The sequence below is a fragment of the Streptomyces sp. NPDC002676 genome, from assembly GCF_053592455.1.
Window position 1 is genome coordinate 1 of sequence record NZ_JBSFVT010000029.1, and the last position, 20,487, is coordinate 20,487.

General features: G+C 68.7%; 26 protein-coding genes and 5 pseudogenes. 15 read left to right on the forward strand and 16 right to left on the reverse strand.

The genetic code is table 11. The features are described from left to right. The 3 genes and pseudogenes from ACWD3E_RS39360 to ACWD3E_RS39370 form a co-directional block, all read left to right on the forward strand. Window positions 1–285: pseudogene (locus ACWD3E_RS39360) on the forward strand (NF041680 family putative transposase); the annotation flags it as partial. Window positions 286–450: 165 nt separating this feature from the next. After that, window positions 451–954: an N-acetyltransferase gene (locus ACWD3E_RS39365; protein WP_451392297.1), complete on the forward strand. Its 504-nt coding sequence runs from the start codon at window positions 451–453 to the stop codon at window positions 952–954. 271 nt (window positions 955–1,225) lie between these two features. Continuing rightward, window positions 1,226–2,020 carry an IS5 family transposase gene (locus tag ACWD3E_RS39370; protein WP_451392364.1) on the forward strand — a complete coding sequence of 265 codons (795 nt, stop codon included), beginning with the start codon at window positions 1,226–1,228 and terminating at the stop codon, window positions 2,018–2,020. Here ACWD3E_RS39370 and ACWD3E_RS39375 read toward each other — a convergent pair. The 5 genes and pseudogenes from ACWD3E_RS39375 to ACWD3E_RS39395 form a co-directional block, all read right to left on the reverse strand. After that, window positions 1,968–2,495 (reverse strand): hypothetical protein, encoded by a 528-nt coding sequence (locus ACWD3E_RS39375; RefSeq protein WP_451392298.1) that lies wholly within the window; start codon window positions 2,493–2,495, stop codon window positions 1,968–1,970. The two genes, ACWD3E_RS39370 and ACWD3E_RS39375, sit on opposite strands and share 53 nt — an antisense overlap. Window positions 2,496–3,071: 576 nt before the next feature. Continuing rightward, on the reverse strand, window positions 3,072–3,650 hold the full coding sequence (locus tag ACWD3E_RS39380; RefSeq protein WP_451392299.1) for a GNAT family N-acetyltransferase: 579 nt from the start codon (window positions 3,648–3,650) through the stop codon (window positions 3,072–3,074). 196 nt (window positions 3,651–3,846) lie between these two features. Beyond that, window positions 3,847–4,023 (reverse strand): hypothetical protein, encoded by a 177-nt coding sequence (locus ACWD3E_RS39385; protein ID WP_451392300.1) that lies wholly within the window; start codon window positions 4,021–4,023, stop codon window positions 3,847–3,849. Between the two features lie 156 nt (window positions 4,024–4,179). Further along, window positions 4,180–4,744, reverse strand: a pseudogene (locus ACWD3E_RS39390) (transposase). 260 nt (window positions 4,745–5,004) lie between these two features. Continuing rightward, entirely contained in the window at window positions 5,005–5,913 is a 909-nt protein-coding gene (locus ACWD3E_RS39395; protein WP_451392301.1) for a LysR family transcriptional regulator, read from the reverse strand. Between the two features lie 72 nt (window positions 5,914–5,985). On the opposite strand from ACWD3E_RS39395, the gene ACWD3E_RS39400 reads away from it, so the two are divergent. Next, complete coding sequence (locus ACWD3E_RS39400; RefSeq protein WP_451392302.1) at window positions 5,986–6,375, forward strand: RidA family protein; 390 nt, start codon at window positions 5,986–5,988, stop codon at window positions 6,373–6,375. Window positions 6,376–6,645: 270 nt separating this feature from the next. Beyond that, complete coding sequence (locus ACWD3E_RS39405) at window positions 6,646–6,999, forward strand: antibiotic biosynthesis monooxygenase family protein (protein ID WP_451392303.1); 354 nt, start codon at window positions 6,646–6,648, stop codon at window positions 6,997–6,999. A 100-nt stretch (window positions 7,000–7,099) separates the two neighbouring features. On the opposite strand, the gene ACWD3E_RS39410 is transcribed toward ACWD3E_RS39405, so the two are convergent. Then, window positions 7,100–7,450 (reverse strand): hypothetical protein, encoded by a 351-nt coding sequence (locus ACWD3E_RS39410; protein ID WP_451392304.1) that lies wholly within the window; start codon window positions 7,448–7,450, stop codon window positions 7,100–7,102. A 100-nt stretch (window positions 7,451–7,550) separates the two neighbouring features. Here ACWD3E_RS39410 and ACWD3E_RS39415 point away from each other — a divergent pair, with 100 nt between their 5' ends. Together ACWD3E_RS39415 and ACWD3E_RS39420 are read left to right on the forward strand one after the other, a co-directional pair. Next, window positions 7,551–7,757 carry a cold-shock protein gene (locus ACWD3E_RS39415; RefSeq protein WP_451392305.1) on the forward strand — a complete coding sequence of 69 codons (207 nt, stop codon included), beginning with the start codon at window positions 7,551–7,553 and terminating at the stop codon, window positions 7,755–7,757. 441 nt (window positions 7,758–8,198) lie between these two features. Continuing rightward, a complete protein-coding gene (locus tag ACWD3E_RS39420; RefSeq protein WP_451392306.1) occupies window positions 8,199–8,429 on the forward strand; it encodes a hypothetical protein in 231 nt (76 codons plus the stop codon). Window positions 8,430–8,797: 368 nt separating this feature from the next. On the opposite strand, the gene ACWD3E_RS39425 is transcribed toward ACWD3E_RS39420, so the two are convergent. Further along, window positions 8,798–9,337, reverse strand: a complete 540-nt coding sequence (locus ACWD3E_RS39425; RefSeq protein ID WP_451392307.1) for a 2'-5' RNA ligase family protein — start codon at window positions 9,335–9,337, stop codon at window positions 8,798–8,800. Between the two features lie 342 nt (window positions 9,338–9,679). Between ACWD3E_RS39425 and ACWD3E_RS39430 the strand changes: the two genes are divergently transcribed. Further along, on the forward strand, window positions 9,680–10,024 hold the full coding sequence (locus ACWD3E_RS39430; RefSeq protein ID WP_451392308.1) for an SCO0607 family lipoprotein: 345 nt from the start codon (window positions 9,680–9,682) through the stop codon (window positions 10,022–10,024). Window positions 10,025–10,765: 741 nt separating this feature from the next. On the opposite strand, the gene ACWD3E_RS39435 is transcribed toward ACWD3E_RS39430, so the two are convergent. The 3 genes from ACWD3E_RS39435 to ACWD3E_RS39445 form a co-directional block, all read right to left on the reverse strand. Then, entirely contained in the window at window positions 10,766–11,257 is a 492-nt protein-coding gene (locus tag ACWD3E_RS39435; protein ID WP_451392309.1) for an RNA polymerase sigma factor, read from the reverse strand. Window positions 11,258–11,377: 120 nt separating this feature from the next. Continuing rightward, window positions 11,378–11,998 (reverse strand): class F sortase, encoded by a 621-nt coding sequence (locus ACWD3E_RS39440; protein WP_451392310.1) that lies wholly within the window; start codon window positions 11,996–11,998, stop codon window positions 11,378–11,380. After that, window positions 11,995–12,396 carry a sortase-dependent protein gene (locus tag ACWD3E_RS39445; RefSeq protein ID WP_451392311.1) on the reverse strand — a complete coding sequence of 134 codons (402 nt, stop codon included), beginning with the start codon at window positions 12,394–12,396 and terminating at the stop codon, window positions 11,995–11,997. The genes ACWD3E_RS39440 and ACWD3E_RS39445 overlap by 4 nt, the downstream gene beginning before the upstream one ends. Before the next feature lie 847 nt (window positions 12,397–13,243). Here ACWD3E_RS39445 and ACWD3E_RS39450 point away from each other — a divergent pair. After that, window positions 13,244–13,480: a hypothetical protein gene (locus tag ACWD3E_RS39450; RefSeq protein WP_451392312.1), complete on the forward strand. Its 237-nt coding sequence runs from the start codon at window positions 13,244–13,246 to the stop codon at window positions 13,478–13,480. Between the two features lie 16 nt (window positions 13,481–13,496). Here ACWD3E_RS39450 and ACWD3E_RS39455 read toward each other — a convergent pair whose 3' ends face one another. After that, window positions 13,497–13,871 carry a DoxX family protein gene (locus ACWD3E_RS39455; RefSeq protein WP_451392313.1) on the reverse strand — a complete coding sequence of 125 codons (375 nt, stop codon included), beginning with the start codon at window positions 13,869–13,871 and terminating at the stop codon, window positions 13,497–13,499. Window positions 13,872–13,985: 114 nt separating this feature from the next. Here ACWD3E_RS39455 and ACWD3E_RS39460 point away from each other — a divergent pair, with 114 nt between their 5' ends. Continuing rightward, complete coding sequence (locus ACWD3E_RS39460) at window positions 13,986–14,465, forward strand: MarR family winged helix-turn-helix transcriptional regulator (RefSeq protein WP_451392314.1); 480 nt, start codon at window positions 13,986–13,988, stop codon at window positions 14,463–14,465. 196 nt (window positions 14,466–14,661) lie between these two features. Next, window positions 14,662–15,075 (forward strand): DODA-type extradiol aromatic ring-opening family dioxygenase, encoded by a 414-nt coding sequence (locus ACWD3E_RS39465; RefSeq protein WP_451392315.1) that lies wholly within the window; start codon window positions 14,662–14,664, stop codon window positions 15,073–15,075. Here ACWD3E_RS39465 and ACWD3E_RS39470 read toward each other — a convergent pair. Then, a pseudogene (locus tag ACWD3E_RS39470) lies at window positions 15,061–15,406 on the reverse strand (IS5/IS1182 family transposase); the annotation flags it as partial. The gene ACWD3E_RS39465 and the pseudogene ACWD3E_RS39470 overlap by 15 nt on opposite strands. Window positions 15,407–15,418: 12 nt before the next feature. Further along, a complete protein-coding gene (locus ACWD3E_RS39475; protein WP_451392316.1) occupies window positions 15,419–15,838 on the reverse strand; it encodes a MarR family winged helix-turn-helix transcriptional regulator in 420 nt (139 codons plus the stop codon). Between the two features lie 98 nt (window positions 15,839–15,936). On the opposite strand from ACWD3E_RS39475, the gene ACWD3E_RS39480 reads away from it, so the two are divergent. Beyond that, a complete protein-coding gene (locus ACWD3E_RS39480; RefSeq protein ID WP_451392317.1) occupies window positions 15,937–16,758 on the forward strand; it encodes an SDR family oxidoreductase in 822 nt (273 codons plus the stop codon). Window positions 16,759–16,791: 33 nt separating this feature from the next. Here the strand turns inward: ACWD3E_RS39480 and ACWD3E_RS39485 are convergent. Continuing rightward, a pseudogene (locus ACWD3E_RS39485) lies at window positions 16,792–17,143 on the reverse strand (transposase); the annotation flags it as partial. Between the two features lie 120 nt (window positions 17,144–17,263). Further along, on the reverse strand, window positions 17,264–17,614 hold the full coding sequence (locus tag ACWD3E_RS39490; RefSeq protein WP_451392318.1) for a hypothetical protein: 351 nt from the start codon (window positions 17,612–17,614) through the stop codon (window positions 17,264–17,266). A gap of 52 nt (window positions 17,615–17,666) precedes the next feature. Here ACWD3E_RS39490 and ACWD3E_RS39495 point away from each other — a divergent pair. The 3 genes and pseudogenes from ACWD3E_RS39495 to ACWD3E_RS39505 form a co-directional block, all read left to right on the forward strand. Continuing rightward, a pseudogene (locus ACWD3E_RS39495) lies at window positions 17,667–18,035 on the forward strand (helix-turn-helix domain-containing protein); the annotation flags it as partial. A gap of 119 nt (window positions 18,036–18,154) precedes the next feature. Next, entirely contained in the window at window positions 18,155–18,283 is a 129-nt protein-coding gene (locus tag ACWD3E_RS39500) for a hypothetical protein (RefSeq protein WP_451392365.1), read from the forward strand. 50 nt (window positions 18,284–18,333) lie between these two features. Next, the gene (locus ACWD3E_RS39505; RefSeq protein ID WP_451392319.1) at window positions 18,334–19,065 is read left to right on the forward strand and encodes a dienelactone hydrolase family protein; all 732 of its coding nucleotides are present in this window, start codon (window positions 18,334–18,336) and stop codon (window positions 19,063–19,065) included. Between the two features lie 702 nt (window positions 19,066–19,767). Here ACWD3E_RS39505 and ACWD3E_RS39510 read toward each other — a convergent pair. After that, the gene (locus ACWD3E_RS39510; protein ID WP_451392320.1) at window positions 19,768–20,346 is read right to left on the reverse strand and encodes a TetR/AcrR family transcriptional regulator; all 579 of its coding nucleotides are present in this window, start codon (window positions 20,344–20,346) and stop codon (window positions 19,768–19,770) included. Between the last annotated feature and the right edge of the window lie 141 nt (window positions 20,347–20,487).

Consider the following 20,487-nt stretch of genomic DNA (forward strand, 5'->3'; position numbering starts at 1 on the left):
GCCGTCCACACACAACTCCGCCTTGCCCGGCCGCTGACCGAGGACCTCCGCCGCCCCTGGGAGCGGCCCGCCGAGCCCCGCCGCCTCACCCCCGCTCGAGTACGGCGGGGGTTTCGCAACATCCGGCCGACTACCGCTCGCCCAGCGGCGGCACCGAAACCGTCCAAGCCGGGCCCAGGACGGCCTCCCGGCTCGAAGAACAAGCAGAGGGCCACACGTCACGACGTCGGAAAGACGGTCAAACGCTCCGAGTCAATCAAGGAACACCAAGCCCGACGAGGATAAATGCCAAGCTGAGAAGCCGTTGCCATACCGATCATGGAGTCTGTCGATCGAAGGGGAGTCTCGATCGGGTGATCGCGGGCCCTGCCCGGCATGAGAGCAGGACCTGGCGGTATACGGGGAAAATCCAGGGGAGCGGACGGCCGCGCGCTGCTACGGTCGGGCGCCATGAGCTGGCTTCCCGATGACTTCGTCCACCCCGTCCTGGTACCGCTGCCGGGCGGTGGCCATCACCTGCGGCCGATCCGGGAGGCGGACACCCCGCTCGACTATCCGGCTGTGATGGGTTCGCGCGAGCGGCTGTGGACCATCTTCGGCCTGGCCTGGGGCTGGCCCGCGGCCACCATGACCTACGAGGCCGACCAGGCCGACCTGTTGCGGCACGAGAAGGAGATCGCCGCACACCAGTCCTTCAACTACGCGCTGTTCGACGCGGCGGAGACAGCTCTGCTCGGCTGTGTCTACATCGACCCACCGGAAAGGGCCGGCGCGGACGGCGAGATCTCCTGGTGGGTGGTGGACGAGCTGGTGGGCAGCAAGGTCGAGCAGGCCCTCGACGCGCTGGTGCCGCAGTGGATCGCCGCCGACTGGCCGTTCGAGCAGCCGCGCTTCCTCGGCCGCGAGATCTCCTGGTCGGACTGGCTCGCCCTGCCGGAGCATCCCGACACGTAAGTGGTTGTTGCCCGTACCGATCTCGAAGGCTGTCGATCGAACGGGAGTCTCGATCGGGTGACTGCGGCGGTTTCCGCGCGTGAAAGCAGGGCCTCCAGGTAGCTCGGGGGTGCGATCCCATTCCGAGTGGTTCCTGGAGGCTCTGTTGTCTTTGTTGTACGTGCCCGAGCATGTTGACCTCAACTCGCCCGCCGTGTCGTGCGATTGCCTCGCGCACGTGTACGGCAACGCGGCCGACCGTCCGGACCGGGTGCGCCGGTATCCGTCGGACATGACGGACGCGGAGTGGGCGGCCGTCCGGCCGTTGCTGCCGGTGCCGGCCTGGTTCCAGGGGCGGGGTGGACGGCCCGAGGGCTACTGCCACCGGCAGCTGTTGGACGCGATCCGCTACCTGGTCGCGGGCGGGATCTCGTGGCGGGCGATGCCCGCGGACTTCCCCGCCTGGGGCCGGGTCTATGCCTTCTTCCGCCGCTGGCGCGAGCACGGGCTGATCGCCGAGTTCCACGACCGGCTGCGCGGGACGGTCCGTGAGCGCGAGGGCCGCGAGGTCGAGCCCACTGCGGGGATCATCGACGCGCAGTCGGTGCGGGCCGCCGCGACGGTGCCGGCCGCCTCACGCGGCTACGACGGCAGGAAGAAGGTGCCGGGCCGCACGCGGCACATCGTGACCGACACCCTCGGCCTGCTCCTGGCCGTCGCGGTCACGGCTGCGAGCATGGGCGACCGGGACGCCGCGGCGGGCCTGCTGATGCGGCTGCGCCGTCTGCACCGCGACATCACCCTCGTGTGGGCCGACGGCGGCTACACCGGCTCCCTCGTCGGCTGGTGCCGGGACCAACTTGCCCTGACCTTGGATGTCGTCAAGCGCACCGACGACATGGCAGGGTTCGTGGTGCTGCCGAGGCGGTGGGTGGCAGAGCGCACGTTCGCGTGGTTGATGAACTCCCGCCGTCTGGCCCGGGACTACGAGACCCTGCTCGCCACCAGCGAGGCGATGATCCGGTGGTCGATGGTCACGCGGATGAGCCGGCGTCTGGGACGGCCACGGTCCGCCGGACGGCACTGAACGCCCCCGACGCCTCCAGGAGGAGCCACCCACGCTCCGCCAGGCGCCGGGCTTTCGACTGCAGCCCCTCGACCTTCGCTGGCGTCGCGTCAAGGCCCAGCTCCACCGCGATCTCCTTGGCCCGAAGCGGTCCGTGACCCGTGGATCGCTGCTGTTCCAGCACGCCCAGAATGCGCTGATAGCCCGGCGCCAGAACCGTCACCGGCAGCCCTTCCCGCCAGGGCGGCACCGTCGAGCCCGGCACCGGCGCGAGCGGCAGCACCGCTTTCTCCTCGGCCTCGGTCCCGGCGGTGGTCTCGGCAGCCGAGGCTGCCAGGGCCTCGACTAGCTCTTCCCGCGCGATCACCCGCCGGTCCAGCTCGACCTCGGCGGCCTCCAACACCTCAGCCAACCGGGCGACTTCCTCCCGTAGCCCTTCCACCCGCACACGGGCCGCTGTCTCCCGCTCCTCCAACATTCCCAGCACCGACGCCATCGCGCACCCCTCGCTCACGGAGCGGAAACAAGACGCGCTTCCAGGCTGGCTGCACCAGCTCGATGCAGCTCTATCGCGAGTTGCTCGCCCTCGGCTACACCGGCGGATACCACGTCGGAAACCGCTGCTACGTGATGGCCATCCGGGAGGGCATCGCGGTCCCTGCCCGCACTGCTGCCAGACTCCGATCCCCGACGGTCGGCCTGCTTCGGCTGTCGGCTCGGAAGCCTCGGGCCCTCCCGCATGCAGGGACACTCCGGCCCCATCCTGCACGGAAGTTGAGCCGGTCTCCTGGAGGCCAGGATCCATGAGGCGATGTCGTGAGGGCGCGGAGTCGCCGAGCTCCGGCCGCCTGGACCAGTGACGCCCATTCGCCCTCGTTCAGATGAAGGTCGGCCAGCAGATGTCGCACCCATGCCGCGTCGGCAACGAATGCCGCTCGGCAGAGGGCCCGTTCAAGGTGGTCCTTGCCAGAGGATGGTATGTAGCTCTTTGTCTGGTTCGCCGTTGTGTGTGGATGAGGTGCAGTGCTCAGTTGCTTGGGGTTAGCCGATATCGGGTGCCGAGCGACGGAATTCAGTGGGCGCGGATCGGCTCGGACGACGGCTGCCACTCCCGCCTGATCAGCCCATAGACCCACGAGTCAGAGACCTCGCCGTTGACGACGCAGTCTTCCCGCAACGTCCCTTCCCGCACGAAGCCGAGCTTCTCGAGTACGCGGGCAGAAGCCTCGTTGCGCGTATCGGTCTCAGCTTGGACGCGATTTAGGTTCAGCGTGTCGAATGCCCACCGCAGCAGAGCGCGCGCGGCCTCGGTCGCGTAGCCGTGGCCCCACGCTGCATCGTCGAAGCAGTAGCCAAGCGACGCGCTGCGGTAGTCCGGATTCCACCTGTTCAGGCTGCACCAGCCGATGAACGCGCCGTCGGAGACACGATCTACGGCCAGCCGCGCCCCGGTGCCCTCCTGTGCCATCTGCCGGCAAGCCGTGATGAACTTCTCGGCGCGCACGCGTTCGCTCCACGGTGGGGCGTCCCAGTAGCGCAGCACGTAGGCGTTGCTGTGCAGTGCGAAGAGGTCGTTCGCATCCGCGTCTTCGAAGGCGCGCAGTCGAAGGCGAGCGGTGTGCAACGAGGGGGTGGGTAGCGACCTCCTCATGTTCCCTCCCCTGATCGGTGGCCGATCAATCAGACATCCGATGCGGGTCACTCGCAACGGGTTTTCTCGGCGGGCTGGCAGAACGGCATGTCCGCTCATCGGCGCGACCGAGCGTCCCCCAGAGGGCCGCACCTGAGGTGATGCCCGGGGCCTTTCGGCTGGGCTGGGCAGGCTGGTTGCGGCCGGCCGGAGGGAGTTACGGCCGTGGCAGGGTGAACAGCCCCTGCTCGGTCTCGGCCAGGATCCCCCGCTCGGTGAGCCGCTTGAGCTTCAGACGGACGTTGTTGATGTTGCTGGGAGCGATCTCCAAGGCCATCGCCTCACACACCGCCCGCGCCCGCGGCGGGGCATCGGCCGCGGCGAATACTGCCATGATCTGCTGGTAGGCCGGATGGTCCGGCAGCTTCGCGGCCGGCGGCACGGGCAGTGGCGGTTCGGGCAGCTCCAGCAGCGTCTTGCGAGTGATCCGGATCCCCGCTCCCGCTCCTCCAGCCGCGCCAGCAGCGCCCCAGCGTCAGCTCCCCGCCGGTCATGCTCCGCGCCAGGAGGGCGTGGAGGTGCCGGTCAGCATCTTCGACATCCGGTCGCTTATCGCCCCGTACATCCGGCACTCGGCAGAGGCGGGCCGGTGCTCGCAGTCACGCACCAGCCTGCGGTGCAGCATCAAGATCCCGTTCGTCTGCTCCACAATCCACCGCTTGTGCTGGGGCACGAACCCCGTCTCGGCCCGACACGTCAACGGCCAGTCCCCGCTTGCGGCCCGGGACCTTCTTGGCCGCGTCCCGCCCCGTCGTCCCGGCGGGCACCCCGGCGGCGGCGTGCAGGCTCTGGGTGTCGAGCACCACCAGGCTGGGATCGGCTAATCGGCCCCTTTTCTCCCGCACCTGCCAGCGCAGCAGGTCGTGGGGGAAGCAGTCCCACTGGCAGCCGGTCCGGGACTGGTAGAGCAAGGCGTTGACGATCTCCCGCATGTCGTAGTTGCCCTGGTGGCCGCTGACGCAGGGGTGCCGGGCCTTCCGCGAGGTGATCACGGGCCCGATCAGGGTCCAGCGCTCGTCGGATAAGTCGCTCTTGTAGGACCGGCGGTCGCTCACAGGTGACACTCCAGCACCCCCATGCCTCCCGGGCAGCGGAGATGTAGCGATCCCACACGCTCCAGTGACGACAGATACGGCATCACGTCACATACCCCCCTCTCGGGGCCGCTGACCGCCAGGTCTCACGCGTTGTCGGGGTCGGTCGGTGCGGACAGGGCGGCGGCTACGAGCACGAGCCCTAACGACTCGTTCCGGCGTGGATCGATGGATCGGCAGTCAGTCGGAGCAGGTACGGGACGACAGTCGGCATCGTGGCACTAGGACCCGTCCGGCAGATCTTGGCCGAGAGCGGCTAGGAGGCGTGGGACCAGGGGATTTGAGTCGTTCTCACGCCAGGCGACGGCGACTCGTGTGCGAGTGGTGTTGGGCTCGATCCTGCGGAAGGCAACGCCTTTGAGGCGGATGCGGCGGATGCTCTCCGGGGCCACTGACACGCCCAGCCCAGTTTCTACCAGGGCGCAGACGGTCTGCCATTCCACGGCGTGCTGCGCCACCCGGGGCGTGAAGCCTGCCGCGATGCACAGACTGGTGATCTGGTCGTACAGCGGCGGGCCGACGGCGCGAGGCAGAAGCACAAAGGGGCAGTCCGCCAACTGCTCGATGCGGACGGTGTGTTGTGCTGCGAAGGGGTGCGCGGACGGCAGGACAGCCACAAACGGCTCGGTCAGCACGGTCGCGAATTCGAGTTCCGCGTCGTCGGCCGGTGGTTCGCGCAGCAGGCCGATGTCGATCGTCCTCTCGCGTAGAGCGGCCAGTTGCGGCGTGGTGGTCATTTCCTGGATGACCAGCTCCACGGCGGGAAACCGTTCCCGGAAGGTTCGTAGCAGGCCGGGCAGGACGGTCAGGGCGAGGGAGGCGGCGAAGCCGATCCGCAGCCGGCCGACCCTGCCGCTGCCGACGTCTCGGGCTGCGGCCAGGCCGTCCGCGAGGCCGTTGAGGGCGTGCCGAGCGGCAGGAAGGAGTTCTCGGCCCGCCGGGGTGAGGGCGATACATCCTGGTTCGCGGCTGAACAGCGCGTGGCCGACCTTGCCCTCCAGGCGTCGGATCTGCTGGCTCAGTGGCGGCTGGGCGATGCCCAGGCGGGTGGCAGTGCGGCCGAAGTGGAGTTCCTCGGCGAGCATGACGAAGGCGTGCAGTTGCTGAAGAGGAAGTTCAGGGCGTTCCATACGCTCAGAGATATCACTCCATACCCGAAGCTGTATTAGACGTATCTGTGCTGCTCACTTAGCGTTCGGCACATGACGGAGCGACGTTCCATCCTCAGCGGCTCGATGTTCGAAGAGCGGATCGGCTATGCCCGCGCCGTGGTCGACGGCGACTGGGTTCATGTGTCCGGGACGACCGGGTTCGACTACGCCACTATGGCGATCTCCGACGACGTGGTGGAGCAGGCCGAGCAGTGCCTGCGCAATATCGAGGCTGCGCTGGCCGAGGCGAAGTGCACCTTCGCCGACGTGGTGCGGGTGCGCTATCTGCTGCCCGACCGGGCCGACTTCGAGCCCTGCTGGCCAGTACTGCGTCGCGCCTTCGGCCAGGTCCTACCGGCCGCCACGATGCTCATGTGCGGCCTCGCCGATCCCCGCATGAAGATCGAGATCGAGGTGTACGCACGGCGGCCCACCGCGTAACCGTCCGCGCAATCGGCTCTGAGGGAACGGGGCGTTGTGTCTGCGGGCGGGTGGGGCGATCAGCCGAAAGGGCACCGGATCCTACCGGCTCGCCCATACCCGAGCCCAAGCCGAACAGGCCGACTGACCTGGGGCGCGAGGCCAAGCTAGCCCTCAGGCGGCCCGGAGAACGCCGGCTCGGACAGCTTTGACCAAGAGCCGTATCCCCTATGCATACCGTTCAGGAAAGGACACCGGATCGTCGTGCGCATCCTTCCTCACAGTGGTGCCGTGAGCAGTCACTCCGAAGCACGTGTCACGCCCGTCGAAGCATATGAACCCCCCTACTACGTGGCTGTCTTCACCACCGTGCGAACTCAGAACCAGAACGACTACAGCGAGACCGAGGCACGCCTGGAAGACCTGGTGAAGGACCTCCCCGGGTACCTGGGGATGGACCACGCACAGACTCCCGGCGGGCTGGGCATCACCGTCAGCTACTTCCGCGACGCCGACGCCCTCACGGAGTGGCGGACCAACGCCGAGCACCGCGCAGCGCAAAAGCGCGGGCGAGCCGAGTGGTACCAGAGCTACACGCTGCATGTCGCGAAAGTGGAGCGGAGCCACGGGTTCACGCGAGCGTAGGTCCCGTAGAGCCAGCACGCTGAGCCACGAAGGCCGCGCGGGCGCATCAGTATGCGGCCAGCGCCGCAAAAGGGGTGATCTGGAACGGGACTACCTGGGATCACCAGTACTTGTCGACGCACTCGCCCGCACCGGCTACGTCGCCGTCTGTCAAGGTCGCCCTGCGCGGCCGGGAGCGCCTGGCGCTGCTCCGCCCCCGCCACCCGGTGGCGTGATCGTTGGCGGCTGCTGCGGCGCGCAGGACGGTGAGGAAGCAGCGCTGGGCGGCTGCGTGGTGGCCGGAGTCGAAGGACAGCCAGCCGCACAGCCGGGCGCCCTCGGCGACGGCGGTGTGGAGCCGGGTGCCGACGGCGCTGGTGCAGCGGGCGTCGTCCGGCAGGCTGGTGGTGAGTTCGAGTTCCCGGTCCCAGGATCGCGAGCGCCCATGAGCTCGGCCCGGTGATGCGGGCAAAGCCCCTATCGAAGGTGGAGACTTGGGCTGCCGGAGCCTTGTTCGGCTGCGGTCGGTACCGCGTCTGGGTGCCGTGGGACGTCAAGAAGGACCTACAGCAATGGCAACTGGCCGCGTGAAGTGGTTCAACGCCGAAAAAGGCTTCGGCTTCATCCAGCAGGACGACGGTGGACCTGACGTGTTCGTTCACTTCTCTGCCATCACTGGCACCGGCTTCAAGGAACTGCACGAGGGCGACCAGGTCGAGTACGACGTCACCCAGGGTCCCAAGGGGCCGCAGGCGGAGAACGTCGCCAGAATCAGCTGACCAGCGGCTGGCCCCGTCCCGCCGGCCGAAGCCGGCGGGACGCTCTCGCGAGCCCTGCCTTCGCGCGTACCGCGGTTCGAGTGGACGTGATCACGGCGGCACAAGAGGCAGTGGCCAAGATCAGGGATGACGGACCGGGCGGCGATCAAACGGGGCAGACCGCGATCGGGATGCGCGCCAACTGCCGGCGGATGACTCTGGAGCCGGGCCACCGGCGCGGCTCGGCAGGCGCTTTCCGACCTTGGCAAAGACCTCCAGGATCATCGGCATGAGAAGGCCCCGCAGTCGGTCTTGCCCTGGCTGGCCGGGGCGGCGCCGGGAAGGTGTCCGGCCGGACATGCGGGGCGGACGGACGCCGCTTGTGCCGAGGGAGCGGAGGTTTCGCCACAGGCGTGCAACGGGCGTGCCCATGCCATGCAATGTTCACCTAAAGTCCGGGTCATGAGCATGCCTGTCACTGCCTCACGGTCCTTCTCGTCCACCGACGCACTCGCCCTGGGTGGTGGCCGGGGTGGCGGCCACCACAGCAGCTATCACGGAAGCTATTCCAGCGGCTACCACCACCACGGGAGCTCCGGATCCGGCGGCGGTGCCGACATCTGGGTATGGGTCCTCATCCTGATCGTCGTGATCGTGGCCGTCCTGGTCTGGAACGCCAAGCGCGACCGGTGACACGGATGGCCGGATTCTTCTGGTATGTGCGTGACGGCCGTTGGTGTACGTCGGTTCTGGTGGCCGCGCCCAACGGAGTAGCGCCTCTGCGGCGCCCAAGTGATGGCCCCCCTGTACGGCCTCGGACGCCTCGAGCCAGCGGCGCCACTGGGCCCGGTACTCGTCACCGGTGAGGCCCGCGAGCTGCGCGCGTTCCTCCTTGGCGGATCGTCCAAGCTTGATCAGCTCGTCGGTGACCTCCGTCGCAGGCACGGATCCTAAGCCGCGAGTGGGACAGATCGACGCGCCGAGCAGGTCGAAGCGGGCTGACTGACGTCTTCATGCTGGTCCGCTCCCCGTTGCGGCGGCCGACCGAACTCAGGGGCCGTTCATTCAAGGAGTGCGAACGACGCCCGCTCTTGCCACTTCGCACCGTCATGCACCATGAGGTCAACTGATGCGACCCGGGAGGTGAAGGGGAGTCTGCCGAGCAGGTCAGCCTCGATCTCATCCAAAACTGCATCCTCCGGACCGTCAGCGACGGTCAGGTGGGGCACGATCTCGGCGAACTGGCCCCCATAGGGAGGGGCTTCGGGCCACCGGTCAGCGATCACCTCAGTGAGCAGCCGCAACTGCGCGTCTGGCTCCGGAGCGAGATACAGCACTCCTGGAAACCGCCCGCAGCTCTCAAACCGCAGTTCAAAGGCATGCTGACTGCCGAGCACATCAGTGAGAGTCGAGTGGACCCGCGCATCTATTCGGCTCTCGTCGAGGAACGGGAAAAGCACCGTGACATGTGCTGGCACTCCTGCTTGGGCTGACGGATCGAACCGTTCACGCCATGCGTGGACGGCCGGCTCCGCGTCCGGGATCCTGACGATCAGTCCCGTCCGGCCTGCCTGAAACCTGCTGGTGCTGTCGTCTGCCATGACACCGCATGCTGCCACCTCGGAAGCCGACCGGCAGCACTCATGATGCGTCCGTGATCATGAGCGATCCGAGGCACGAAGCCGTCATCTCCCGTGATCACCTGCCGGTGATCCCGCCACCGCCCTCCCCGCTTCGGAGTCCGGTCCGGCAGCAACGGCTCGATGCGTGCCCACTCGGCTTCAGTCAACGACACACCAGGCCAACGATCCGATGATCCGAAGGGGATGACCCAGTGCTGCGCCCTGTTGAGCATCCACGCGGGTACTTCTGAGTACGTGTACTCACGCACGGCAACTCTCCGGGGGCGAGAGTGGGGGCAGACCGAGCGACCGGAGACCATCATGCGCATGCCCCGCACGTTGAGCCGACCCGCCACTGCCCGGCGCCCCGGAAGGTTCCGTGACGCGGCTGCTGCTCTCGCGAGCGCGGCCGCAGTCGTGGCCCTCGCCGGATGTGCTGGCGTTGAGTATGAGGAGGACATCTGCAGCAGCGGCGAGTATCCCGTCATGTCCGTGGGCGGGACCGGGTCCGCTTGCGTCTCGGACAAGCAGGAGCCCCCGGCCGGATTCGTACGGTACCCGGAGGGCAAGGTGCCGCAGCGAGTCGACGACAAGTGGGACGTGTACTGGAACACCCACACCGTCGACAAGGACGGCAACATCATCGACGCCCCGGACGCGGGCTGACCCGGACACGGCGGACGCGACCAGTTCGCCTGCCACCGGCTCTGTCGTCGGCCAGGAAGTTCGGTGCCGTGCGGGTGCTCGCCGCCCAAGGGTTGGTCCGACGACCTCGTTCGCTCAGGTCAGGGGGATGGCGGTGCGTCCTCAGGCTGTTCGGGCAGGTAGCCGACCGGCACACGGGTTCCGATGTCCAACCCCAGCCCTGTCCCCGTCGCTGCGGGCCGGAACTGATGCGGGACATGTCACCTCGCTCCAGAGGTTGCGGCAGCGTCGATGCGCGCCGAGTCCGTCGATGGCGCCGCCATGCGCGGGCGTGTAGTGGGGGCCGAGGGCCCGCGTTCTGTCGAGGCTGCCGAGGGGACGGCGGAGGGTGAGGCGGTGGCGGCCGGGGGGCGGGTGGGAATGGGTGTCGTACCCGTCGAGGGGCGGGAGCTGGGGCGAGGGGTGACACTCACGGGAGCCGACTCGGTCGGGGTCGGTAGGGCCGGGGGGCTGCTCGCGGGGGGCGGAGCGAGGGGGACCGTCGGGGGGGTGGGGTCCTGGTGGGCGGTGCGCAGCAATGGTATGGCGAGGAGGGCAGCGACCGTGCAGGTCGCGCCGGCTCCGACAACAGCGCGCAGGATGCGGCGGCGGGCCGCGCCACGGCGGATCTCCTCGTACCGGCCCAGGGGAGGGGCAAGGTGCTCGGAGGGCGGCCGCATGATGACGGCCAGGGGGTCGTCGGGTTCGAAGTCCGGACCGTCATCATTGTATGTGATCAAGGCTTCTCCTCAGATGGGCGCGGAGCAGTTCGCGGGCCGCATGCAGGTCGGCCTTGACGGTTCCTTCCTTTCGCCCGGTCAGCACGGCTACCTCCCGGATAGGCAAGTCAGCGTAGTAGTGCAGGAGGGTCGGTATGCGCAGTCGCTCGGGGAGCGCTTGGACGAGCAGGCGGACCGAGGGGTCGGTCTGCTCGGTGGGTGGGCGGACAGACGCCTCCACGGTGGCGCGACGCATGGCGTTGCGCTCGCGCTCCAGGCGGCGCCAGTGGTCCCGGACGATGTTGGCGGCCGTGACGTAGAGGAAGCCCCGGGGCTCTGACACGGACGTCCAGCGGGCCCAGAGTCGGGTGAACGCCTCCGAGGCGATCTCGTGGGCGGTCTCGTCGTCGTCGACCAGACGGCGGCACCAGCCGGCCAGGCGCGGGTAGAGAGCGGCGAACAGCTCTGCTGCCGCCTTCTCACGGGACCGTTTCAACGCTCTCCATGGGGGGATGGGGGCACTCTTCGCGCCCGGGGGCGCGGGGCACCCGCGGTAAAGACCCCGGACCGACGGCGTACGTTCCATCGGACCGGGATCGGGGCGGGCGGCAACCGGTCAGTGGCTCGCGGTGCTCAACGCGGCGAAGACGATCACGTTGTCGAGATAGCCGTCGCCGGTACGGGGTCCGCCGCACGTGATGAGCCGCAGCTCTGGCCGGTCGACGTCGCCGTAGACCGCCTTCGTCGGAAAGTCGGCCTTGGCGACGGTCCGTACGGAGGTGACGGTGAACTCGGCCGATCTGCCGTTCTCCAGGCGCACCGTGATCCCGTCGCCCCGGCGCAGCCGGTCGAGGTGGCGGAAGACGCCGTCCCCGTAGGCGCCGACTGTGACATGGCCGAGGATCACCGAAGGACCCGTCTGGCCCGGCGTCGGGGAGTTCTGGTACCAGCCCGCCTGGTCGTGCGCGGTGATCGGGGGCACCTGCACGCTGCCGTCCTGCGCGAGCCCGAGTCGCATGACCGGGGTGTCGACGCCGATCTCGGGAATCCGCAGCCGCGCCGGGACTGAACGGCCCAGCGTGTCCGACGCGTTCGCCGGGTTCGCGGAGGACCGGGCGGTCACGTGCGTGCCACTGGAGCGGGTGACAGATGCCCCGTCGCCGCCGTGGCCGGTGCAGCTCACGAGCAGCGAGGCCAGCGCCGCTGTGACGAACGCGCGCCTGGAGAGGTGAGTCATGCCCCGGTCGCCCGTCGGCGGCGCACGAGGAAGACTGCCGCGCCGCCCACCGCGAGGGCGCCGGCGGCACCGCCGCCGACAAGCATGCTGTCCGAGCTGGAGCCGTTGGAGCCGGTGGTCTCACCGGTGTTGGGAGCGCCACTCGGTACGACGCCGACCTGGCCGCGTCCCTCGCTCGGCGCGACGGTCGGCACGGGGGTGGCCGCCCGACTCGGCTCCCGGGTGGGGACCGCGCTCGGCTGCGCGCTGGGCGGCGCGCTCGGCCGGGCCGACGGTTCTGAGGTGGCGGAGGGAGGGGTGGTGGGGGACGCGCTTGCTCCGTGGGCGAACGCGGGCATCGCGCTTGCCAGCACGGTGACGCACGCGGCTGCCGTGGCGCTGAGGACTGTTCGTCGCATGAATCGCTCTCTTTCGTCGGCCGACCCGGCTGGTGGCCGGGCAGGGCTGCGTGATGGATCGAGCGGAGAGACGAGACAGGATCAGCACAGGTTGCAAAGGATCGGTAAAGGCGCGCGGGGTGCGGGCTGTGGCGCGCGGTCAGCCCCCGGGCAGGCGCATGCCGGCTGCGCGCCAGCCTCTGCAAGGCGGCGGCATGTGAAGCGCAAGCGACTGCTCGGCCCCAGGACCGGAAAGGGCCGCGCGGTGGCCGACCCGATCGGCCCGGTGCGTTGGCATGGGCGCGGCTTCGCCGCTTTGCGCGCTGACGCTGGGGCGGGACGGCCGACTGCACGCCCCGGTAGCCTCGCTGGTCGCGGCAACGGTACTGCTGGCCGCCGCTGTGTTCGCGCGGATCGATCGGCGCAGCACGGCCCCACTGGAGCGGGCCCCGCCACCAAGTTCGTCCTCACCGCCGCTTGATGCAGGAGGCTCATCGCCAACGGTGACGGCGAGTTCTTCTGCTGCCGTGCGCGGGTGCCAGCAAGTGGGGTCTCGACGCAGAGGACGGCCTGCACGCTCAGTTGCCTGGCCTCCAGCTTGGTACGGACGCGGCGGCGCCCTGGCCCACCCGGCCGCCTAGGACGTCCACGCTGCCGAGGTGTCCGGCCGCACCGAAAAACGCACCGGCATGGACCCGTTCATGACCTGGTCGCCCAGGCCACGAACCAAGAGCCGTACGCCGGCGCGAAAAGCGTGTTCTGGATCGTCGACAACGGTTCTTCCCACCGCGGGCGGAAGGTTGCCGTCCGGCTGACCGTTGCCTTCCCCAACGCCGTCATGGTCCGCACCCCTATCCACGCTTCGTGGTTGAACCAGGTGGAGATCTACTTCTCCGTCGTTCGGCGCAAGGTCGTCTCGCCCAACGACTTCACCGACCTTGCCCAGGTCGCGGATCGGCTCCGAGTTTTCGAAGACCGCTACAACGCCACGGCACAACCGTTCCAGTGGAGGTTCACCACCTCCGACCTGGACGGTCCGCTGGCCAGACTCGACCAGTACACCGCCGATCACCAGCAAGAATCCTCCGCCGGGCGGGCGGCATGAAGGACTTCCGGAGCCGTTAGAAGGCGTGGGGGCCGAAGCGGCCCCAGGCGACGACTGCGGCGAGGGCCAGGAGGACCAGGTTGACGGCGATCATCTGGTTCTCCTTGCGGCGGGCATGGACGGCCGCGGCGCCGAGCATGGTGACCGCCAGGCCCAGGGCGGCCCAGGGCACCAGGCCCGGTGCGATGTTCACCGCGGCGGGCAGTACAAGGCCGGCGGCGGCGAGGGCCTCGGCCGCGCCGATCGCCTTGATCGCGGCGGCGGGGAAGTCTTTGGCCCAGGCCATGCCGGAGGCGGCCAGCTTCTCGCGTGGCTGGCTGATCTTCATCAGCCCGGCCATCAGAAACAGGAGCGCGAGGACGCTGGCAGTGATCCACAGAGCGGTGTTCATCAGGGAATTCCTCATACATTGACTTGAACTTTCAAGTCGAAGCTAGCCCGGCAAACTTGAAGGGTCAAGTGAAGTGATTGGATTTGACTTGAAGGATCAAGCTAGGATGAGGTCATGGACGCGCAAGAACCCCGCTGGCTGAACGCCGAGGAGAGGCAGACCTGGCTCTCCCTGACCGCCATGGTGATCAACCTGTCGAACGCGCTGGACACCCAGTTGCAGCGCGACGCCGCAATGAGCCACTTCGAGTACCAGGTCCTTGCCACCCTGTCCGAGGCCGCCGAACGCACCATGCGCATGAGCGACCTGGCGATCCTCACCAACGGCTCGCTCTCCCGCCTGTCCCACGTGGTCAAGCGCCTGGAGAAGCAAGACTGGGTCCGCCGCACCCCCGACCCGGACAACGGCCGCTACACCCTGGCCATCCTCACCGAAGCGGGCTGGGAAAAGGTCGTCGCCACCGCCCCGGGCCATGTCGAGGAGGTCCGCCGTCTCGTCTTCGACCCGCTCACCCAGGCCCAGCAGCGCACCCTGCGTGCCATCGGCCACCGCGTCAACCAGGCCATCGACCCCACCGACACCTGCCTGGACTGACGATGCGCCTCACCTCTCGGTCCGGCCCGCCCCGCAGAAGGCTCACCGTCTCCTCGACACTCCATCCCACCGTCCCCGCCGGCGCCTACGACGACTTCCTGCCCGGCGCCCTGCGCGACTGGACCCCCGCCGACGGTCCCTGCCCGCCCTCTACCTCAGCCACGGCGCCCCGCCACTGCTCGACGACGGCCCCTGGATGCGCCGGCTCCTGAACTGGACCCAGAGCCTGCCCAAGCCCCGGGCCGTCCTGATCGTCTCCGCCCACTGGGAACACGCGCCGCTGTCCCTGTCGGCACCCGCCGCGCAGACCCCGCTGGTCTACGACTTCGCCGGATTCCACCCCCGCTACCACCGGCTGCGCTACGACACCTCCGACGCGAGCGCGCCGGCCCGACGGGTGGCGGCGATGATGCCGCACGACGAGCCCCTCCACCAGCACCCGGGCCGCGGCCTGGACCACGGCGCCTGGCTCCCGCTGATGGCCATGCTCCCGCTCGCCGACTCGCCGACTCGCCGACTCGCCGACTCGCCGACCCGCCGCCTGGCGCGACCACGCGCCCGGCATACGTTCCAGATCGCCCAAGAGCTCACGCGGCTAGGCGGGTACTGATGGGCGGCGTTTCGGGCGGTCGTCCCAGTGGTGGGTTGTCCAGGCGCGGCGGAGCAGGCTACGGACGGTGAGGATCGTGTCGGCGAGGTCGAAGAAGGCGTTGATGACGGTTGCGCAGCGTTCGTAGCAGTGGGCAAGGCGGTAGAAGGCGTTCTGCCAGGCGTGCGTGCACTCGACATGCCACTGCTGACTGGCCTGGATCGGCGCCTTCGCACCCTTGCGCGATGCGGCCGTGCAGGTTGCGGGCGGTGAGTTCGCTGCGGGTCTTGTCCGGGTCGTAGTCGGCGTCCAAGTGCACCGTGATGTTGTCGGGCAGCGGCCCGAGGTCGTCTGCCGGCTGCCGTCATGCCTCCAGGATCAGTTGCAGCAGCTCACGCAAGGTCTCGCGCTGCTGCGTGGTGAGCCGGGTGAGGGGTTCGGCGGCGAAGGGCATGCGGGCGCGGAGGTCGGTGGCGACGGTGTGGCCGGCCGAGGTGGTGGCGACGTGCTTGACGCGGCGGTCGCCCGGGTCGGGGCTGCGCTCGACCAGGCCGCGGGACTCCAGCCGGTCGATGATCACGGTCACGTTGGACGGTTCCGCGTGCAACCGGTCGGCGATGCGGCGCGTCGGGGCCGGGTCTTCGGCGGCGAGCAGTGCCTTGGCTTGGAGCGGGGTCAGGCCGTGGGTTGCCGCGGCGGCCTCGGACTCCTGGGTGTAGCGGCGGTTGATGGCCGCGAAGAGGCCGACGATCTCCCTGGTGAGCTCATCCGTTGGGGTGGACATGAGCCCCAGCCTACCGACGCGCTTGACACGTGAAGTATCCCAGAACATAGTTATGGCTAATATTAATTATGGAACATAAGTAAGTGGGGTTACTGAGGATGAGCACCAAGACCGCCCTGATCACCGGCACCTCCTCCGGTATCGGCCTGGCCACCGCCGTCGCCGCCGCACGAAGCGGCTGGCACGTGATCGCCACCATGCGCGACACCGCCAAGGCGGGCCCGCTGCTGGCGGCGGCCGAGGCGGCTGGGGCCACCGTCGACGTCCGGGCCCTGGACGTGACCGACCCGGCCTCGGTCGAGGCATGCCTGGCCGGCCTCGACCGACTGGACGTGCTCGTCAACAACGCCGGCGCGGGCCACCTCGGCACCCTGGAGCAGGAGAGCGTCGAGGACGTGCGCGCCGTCATGGAAGTCAACTTCTTCGGAGTGCTGCACGTCACGAAGGCCGCCCTGCCCCTGCTGCGGGCGAGCAGGGGCCGCGTGTTGACCGTGACCAGCGTCGGCGGAGTGATCGGCCAGCCCTTCAACGAGGCATACTGCGCCGCCAAGTTCGCGGTCGAGGGCTTCATGGAGTCCCTCGCGCCGGTCGCGGCCACGGTCGGCGTGTCCGTCAGCGTGGTCGAGCCGGGCGCGGTGGCCAGCGAGTTCGTCAGCAACGTGCGCCTCGCCGACAACGCACTGGAGCAGGCCGGGCCGTACGCGCCGGCACTGTCCGCCTATCTGGACCGCACCCGCGGCGCCTTCGCCAACGCGCAGACGCCGCAGGACGTGGCAGCGCAGATGGTCGAGCTGCTCGTGGTCGAGCGGCCCGCCTTCCGGGTGCAGACCTCGGACGTCGCACGCGCTTTCACTGCCGTGAAGCTCACGGATGGTGACGGCTCCGCCGTCCTCGCCCTCACCGGCGGCTGGGTCCACTGACCAGCGCCCTCCCCACCTCACCAGGGTGACCGACGCCCATTCCTTCGGCAGGAACAGCCTCCACTGCAGCGGGCAGGAGGCCGTGTCGGTGGCGGCGTTGACGCTGACCGCGACCACCGTCGGCGCGATGAGCGGCAGCATCCGTTCACAGATCCGCCGCTGCACCGGCACCGGATCCCAGGTGGATTGGTTAACGAACTGCTGAAGATTCTGCGCGTTGCCGAGTGGCCATGGCCTGCACCGACTTGCGACGGCCGTCCAGCATCAGTCCCCGCAGGTAGCAGTCGCCCTTGTCCCGCTCGTCCTTGCGCGGCACCGAGGCGAACACATCAGCCACATATAACGCCAACTTCGCCCGGACACGGTTCACTTCATATGCGTCCACCCACCCAACATGCCCAGGAACAGGCCGAACCGGAAGACCTAACGGAGTCCTAATAAGGCTTGTCCCGTAACACCTGACCGCAATTGAGATTTCTTCGGCATGCCTGCCTCCATGACCTGCTCAGGGCTCGAACGAGTCCTTCGTGCTGGGCGTCGAAGAGCGTTTGACACCGCTGCACGCCAAGAGCTCGGTCCCGGTGGCGTCGAAGTACAGAGTGAAGAACGAGAGCCGGTCTGCTGCGTCGATGGTCCCGGTGCGCAGTTGCTCGCCGCGGTGCGGTGCGAGGATCTCAACGGTCTCGTCGAGGCCGATGGTCTCGGGCAGGCCGCGGGCCAACGACCGTTTCAACCTCGTTGCGGCGATGCCGGCGACCATCCACTGGGGCACCTCCCTGTCCCCAACCCATACCTCGGCGCCGGCGGCGATGGCCTCGCGTGCTGGCTTGCACGCGCGCGTCTGGTCGGTGAGCATCGCGGGGAGGCAGAGGATCGCGATGTTGTGCCGATCATGGAACGATCTTGCGGTGGCTGGTGCGATCACGGCGTCGGAGTCGTCTTGGATAGCCCCGTTCAGCGGGCTGAGCCCTCCTTCAGGAAGCTGGTGACCGCGCTGCGCCGCGAAGGTGCGGATCCGGTCCGCAAGGGCCGGCCGTGGTCCCTTCCGCTGGAGGACCGGGTACTGCTCGTGTCGGCCTACTGGCGCACGAATTTGACGATGCGCCAACTCGCGCCGCTCTTCGGCATCTCGAAGTCCGCGGCCGACCGGAATATCGACCACCTCGGTCCCGCGCTTGCCCTGCGGCCCCGCAGGCGGTTCGCCAAGGGCACCGTGCAATTGCAACGACTGCAAGGCGTGGGAGGAGTCTGGCGCCAGGGCCGCTGTCGGCAAAACGCCGAAGTTCTTCGATAGCGTCCCCCGGGACCTGATCGTCAAGGGGGTCGAGGCCAACACCGCCCAAGGGCTCCGCACATTGGACGCTGCGCGGGTGGTGAAGCCGCAGTGCGCCCGCGGATGGCCGATGACCAGGTACTGCTGGAGGTCGAGGACGGCTCCGCACGGCGGCCGGCGCCGCGCCGGGTCAATCCGGAGGCCGCGGAGGGGCGCGGCCTGCTGCTGGTGGAGGCCCTGGCCGCCGCGTGAAGCGAGGCTAGGATTGCGTCGTCGTTGAGCAATCGAGGCATGGGGGACTGATGATTGGTCAGTGGGAGAGACTCGGCAAAGCGGGCGGCATTGAGGCGTACGTGCACCGCCCGGTGGGTGAGGTGCGGGGCGCCGTGGTGGTCTGCTCCGAGCTTTACGGAGTGAACGCCTACGTCCGCGACACCTGCGCGGAGTTGGCGGCGGCCGGGTACGTTGCGCTGGCGCCCGACTACTACTGGCGCAGCGCTCGCCGCACCGAGCTCGGCTACTCCGCCAAGGAGCGCGAGGACGGCCTGGTGCTGATGCGCGCGCTGGATCGGGACGAGTTGGTGGCTGACGCCTCTGCGGCGCTGGCGGCGGCGCGCGCTGAAGCCGGGGAGCGGGGCGTGGCCTTCCTCGGCCTGAGTATGGGCGGGCATATCGCGGTGCGGGCGGCGACTGAGCTGAGCTTCGAGTTGGTCGCGGTGTTCTACCCGGGTTGGCTGCTGAACAGCGGCTTCCCGCTGGTCGGCCCGGTGCCTCCGTTGGAGACCAGCGAGCGGATCGCCGCAGGCAGCGCATTCCTGCTGGGCTTTCGCGGCGAGCTGGACCACATCATCCCGGCCGAGGAGTGGGAGCAGGCCGAGCAGCGACTCACCGAGGCCAAGGTGCCGCACGAGCTGGTGACCTACCCGGGCGCCCGGCACGGCTTCGCCTGTGCAGACCGCCCGGACGACTACGACCCGCAGGCTGGGGCGGACGCCTGGCGGAGGGTCTATGCCGCTCTGGAATCGCATCTGTAGGGCCGCCTGCGCCAGATCATCGGATCGTTGGACTGTTGTGTCGTCGAGTGATGCCTAATAGGCGTGCATCGAGCCGCTGTTACCGGAGAAGGCCTCGAAGCGGGGCGGGTGGTGGCGGGTTCACGGCCAGGTGATCGAGGCGATCGCATCGCGTGGAAGTACCGCACGGGCTCGCCCTGGCACGACATGCGTGAGCGCCCCAATCAGTCGGCAAGGGCAACGTTCCCCGTAGCCTGCAAGGGCTCTTGGCTGATTGCGAGCACGAGGACGTGCGGGCAGCGGGGCGATGAGCTCCGACCGTCCGGTCGAGGCCCGGCAACAGGAGGTCGTAGAGCTGCTCCCGGTGTATCCGGTGGTCCGGTGCCAGGCACAGCAGCTTCAGCAGGCTTCGAACCTTGCGCAGTCGCCACGCCCCGGCGGCGACCGGGCGGTCTCCGACGAGCACGGCGAAACAACCGAGAAATCGGAAGTGCGCCTGATCGGCTGTGACTGCCCTCACGGGCAGACTTGCGCTCGGCCGCCGGCGGTGATCAGGCTCGTGGCGCGGCTCAGCGCGCGCCCAGATGCGTGATCTTGGTTGCAGTCGGATGAGCAGTAGCTCTCAGTCGGCGGCGGACTGCGTCGATGCGGTCGTGATCTGCGCTCGCGACCCCGTGGGACGCGGGCCGCCCTCGATGCCGTTCGCCGTCGGCAGTGCGGCGCTCACCTGCCGGGCGCCCCCGTGCGCAGGCCGTCCATGACCAGGTCGAGGAGCCGGGCGGCGCGTGGCTGCCAGTCATCGTGCGGGTCGAGCTGCCAGAGGCCCGCGATGGCGAGGAAGAAGTCGTCCGCGGTGACTCCGGGGCGGATGGTGCCGGCTTCCTCGTTGGCGCGAAGCAGGAGTTCCGCGGCGGAGGTCATGGGCGTGTGGGACGGCTTTGCCGGGCCGCCCGGTGCGCTGGTGGCCTGCCGAATCGCATTGGCCAGGCCCATCTTGGTCATGGCGAATTCGGAGAGCCGGTCCATCCAGGCACGCAGGGCCTGTTCGGGGGGCTGGCTCTGGAGCAGGTGGGCCGCACTATCGGCGACCTGCTGCATCTCATGGCGGTAGATCTCGAGGACGAGTGATTCACGGTTGGGGAAGTTGCGGTAGAACGTGCCCTGTCCGACACCGGCCTTCTTGGCGATCGAGCTCAGCGGGGCGTCCGCGCAGCGTGACAGCTCGGTGAGTGCCACTTCCAGAATGCGCTCGCGGTTGTGCTGCGCGTCCGAGCGCCGGCGGGGATCCTTCTGCTGCGGCACTCGTTCTCCTCGAGGGTTCCTGACCGAACCTTGCCCTTGCTAACCGGACAGCTGTCCGTTAAGTTTCCAGGTATCGGACAGCTGTCCGGTTACGTCCACCATAGCTGCGGACGCTGCCCCCGGCAGCCGTCAGCCGATACC

Bases quoted from the DNA above. Each gene is read 5' to 3' on its own strand.
- ACWD3E_RS39465 (WP_451392315.1), top strand. From the start codon at position 14,662: ATGCGCCGGCTCCTGAACTGGACCCAGAGCCTGCCCAAGCCCCGGGCC.
- ACWD3E_RS39505 (WP_451392319.1), top strand. From the start codon at position 18,334: ATGATTGGTCAGTGGGAGAGACTCGGCAAAGCGGGCGGCATTGAGGCG.
- ACWD3E_RS39400 (WP_451392302.1), top strand. From the start codon at position 5,986: ATGACGGAGCGACGTTCCATCCTCAGCGGCTCGATGTTCGAAGAGCGG.
- ACWD3E_RS39455 (WP_451392313.1), bottom strand. From the start codon at position 13,871: ATGAACACCGCTCTGTGGATCACTGCCAGCGTCCTCGCGCTCCTGTTT.
- ACWD3E_RS39380 (WP_451392299.1), bottom strand. From the start codon at position 3,650: ATGAGGAGGTCGCTACCCACCCCCTCGTTGCACACCGCTCGCCTTCGA.
- ACWD3E_RS39395 (WP_451392301.1), bottom strand. From the start codon at position 5,913: ATGGAACGCCCTGAACTTCCTCTTCAGCAACTGCACGCCTTCGTCATG.
- ACWD3E_RS39385 (WP_451392300.1), bottom strand. From the start codon at position 4,023: ATGGCAGTATTCGCCGCGGCCGATGCCCCGCCGCGGGCGCGGGCGGTG.
- ACWD3E_RS39365 (WP_451392297.1), top strand. From the start codon at position 451: ATGAGCTGGCTTCCCGATGACTTCGTCCACCCCGTCCTGGTACCGCTG.
- ACWD3E_RS39445 (WP_451392311.1), bottom strand. From the start codon at position 12,396: ATGCGACGAACAGTCCTCAGCGCCACGGCAGCCGCGTGCGTCACCGTG.
- ACWD3E_RS39375 (WP_451392298.1), bottom strand. From the start codon at position 2,495: ATGGCGTCGGTGCTGGGAATGTTGGAGGAGCGGGAGACAGCGGCCCGT.
- ACWD3E_RS39480 (WP_451392317.1), top strand. From the start codon at position 15,937: ATGAGCACCAAGACCGCCCTGATCACCGGCACCTCCTCCGGTATCGGC.
- ACWD3E_RS39500 (WP_451392365.1), top strand. From the start codon at position 18,155: ATGGCCGATGACCAGGTACTGCTGGAGGTCGAGGACGGCTCCGCACGG.
- ACWD3E_RS39430 (WP_451392308.1), top strand. From the start codon at position 9,680: ATGCGCATGCCCCGCACGTTGAGCCGACCCGCCACTGCCCGGCGCCCC.
- ACWD3E_RS39425 (WP_451392307.1), bottom strand. From the start codon at position 9,337: ATGGCAGACGACAGCACCAGCAGGTTTCAGGCAGGCCGGACGGGACTG.
- ACWD3E_RS39370 (WP_451392364.1), top strand. From the start codon at position 1,226: ATGACGGACGCGGAGTGGGCGGCCGTCCGGCCGTTGCTGCCGGTGCCG.
- ACWD3E_RS39490 (WP_451392318.1), bottom strand. From the start codon at position 17,614: ATGCTCACCGACCAGACGCGCGCGTGCAAGCCAGCACGCGAGGCCATC.
- ACWD3E_RS39420 (WP_451392306.1), top strand. From the start codon at position 8,199: ATGAGCATGCCTGTCACTGCCTCACGGTCCTTCTCGTCCACCGACGCA.
- ACWD3E_RS39475 (WP_451392316.1), bottom strand. From the start codon at position 15,838: ATGTCCACCCCAACGGATGAGCTCACCAGGGAGATCGTCGGCCTCTTC.
- ACWD3E_RS39440 (WP_451392310.1), bottom strand. From the start codon at position 11,998: ATGACTCACCTCTCCAGGCGCGCGTTCGTCACAGCGGCGCTGGCCTCG.
- ACWD3E_RS39460 (WP_451392314.1), top strand. From the start codon at position 13,986: ATGGACGCGCAAGAACCCCGCTGGCTGAACGCCGAGGAGAGGCAGACC.
- ACWD3E_RS39415 (WP_451392305.1), top strand. From the start codon at position 7,551: ATGGCAACTGGCCGCGTGAAGTGGTTCAACGCCGAAAAAGGCTTCGGC.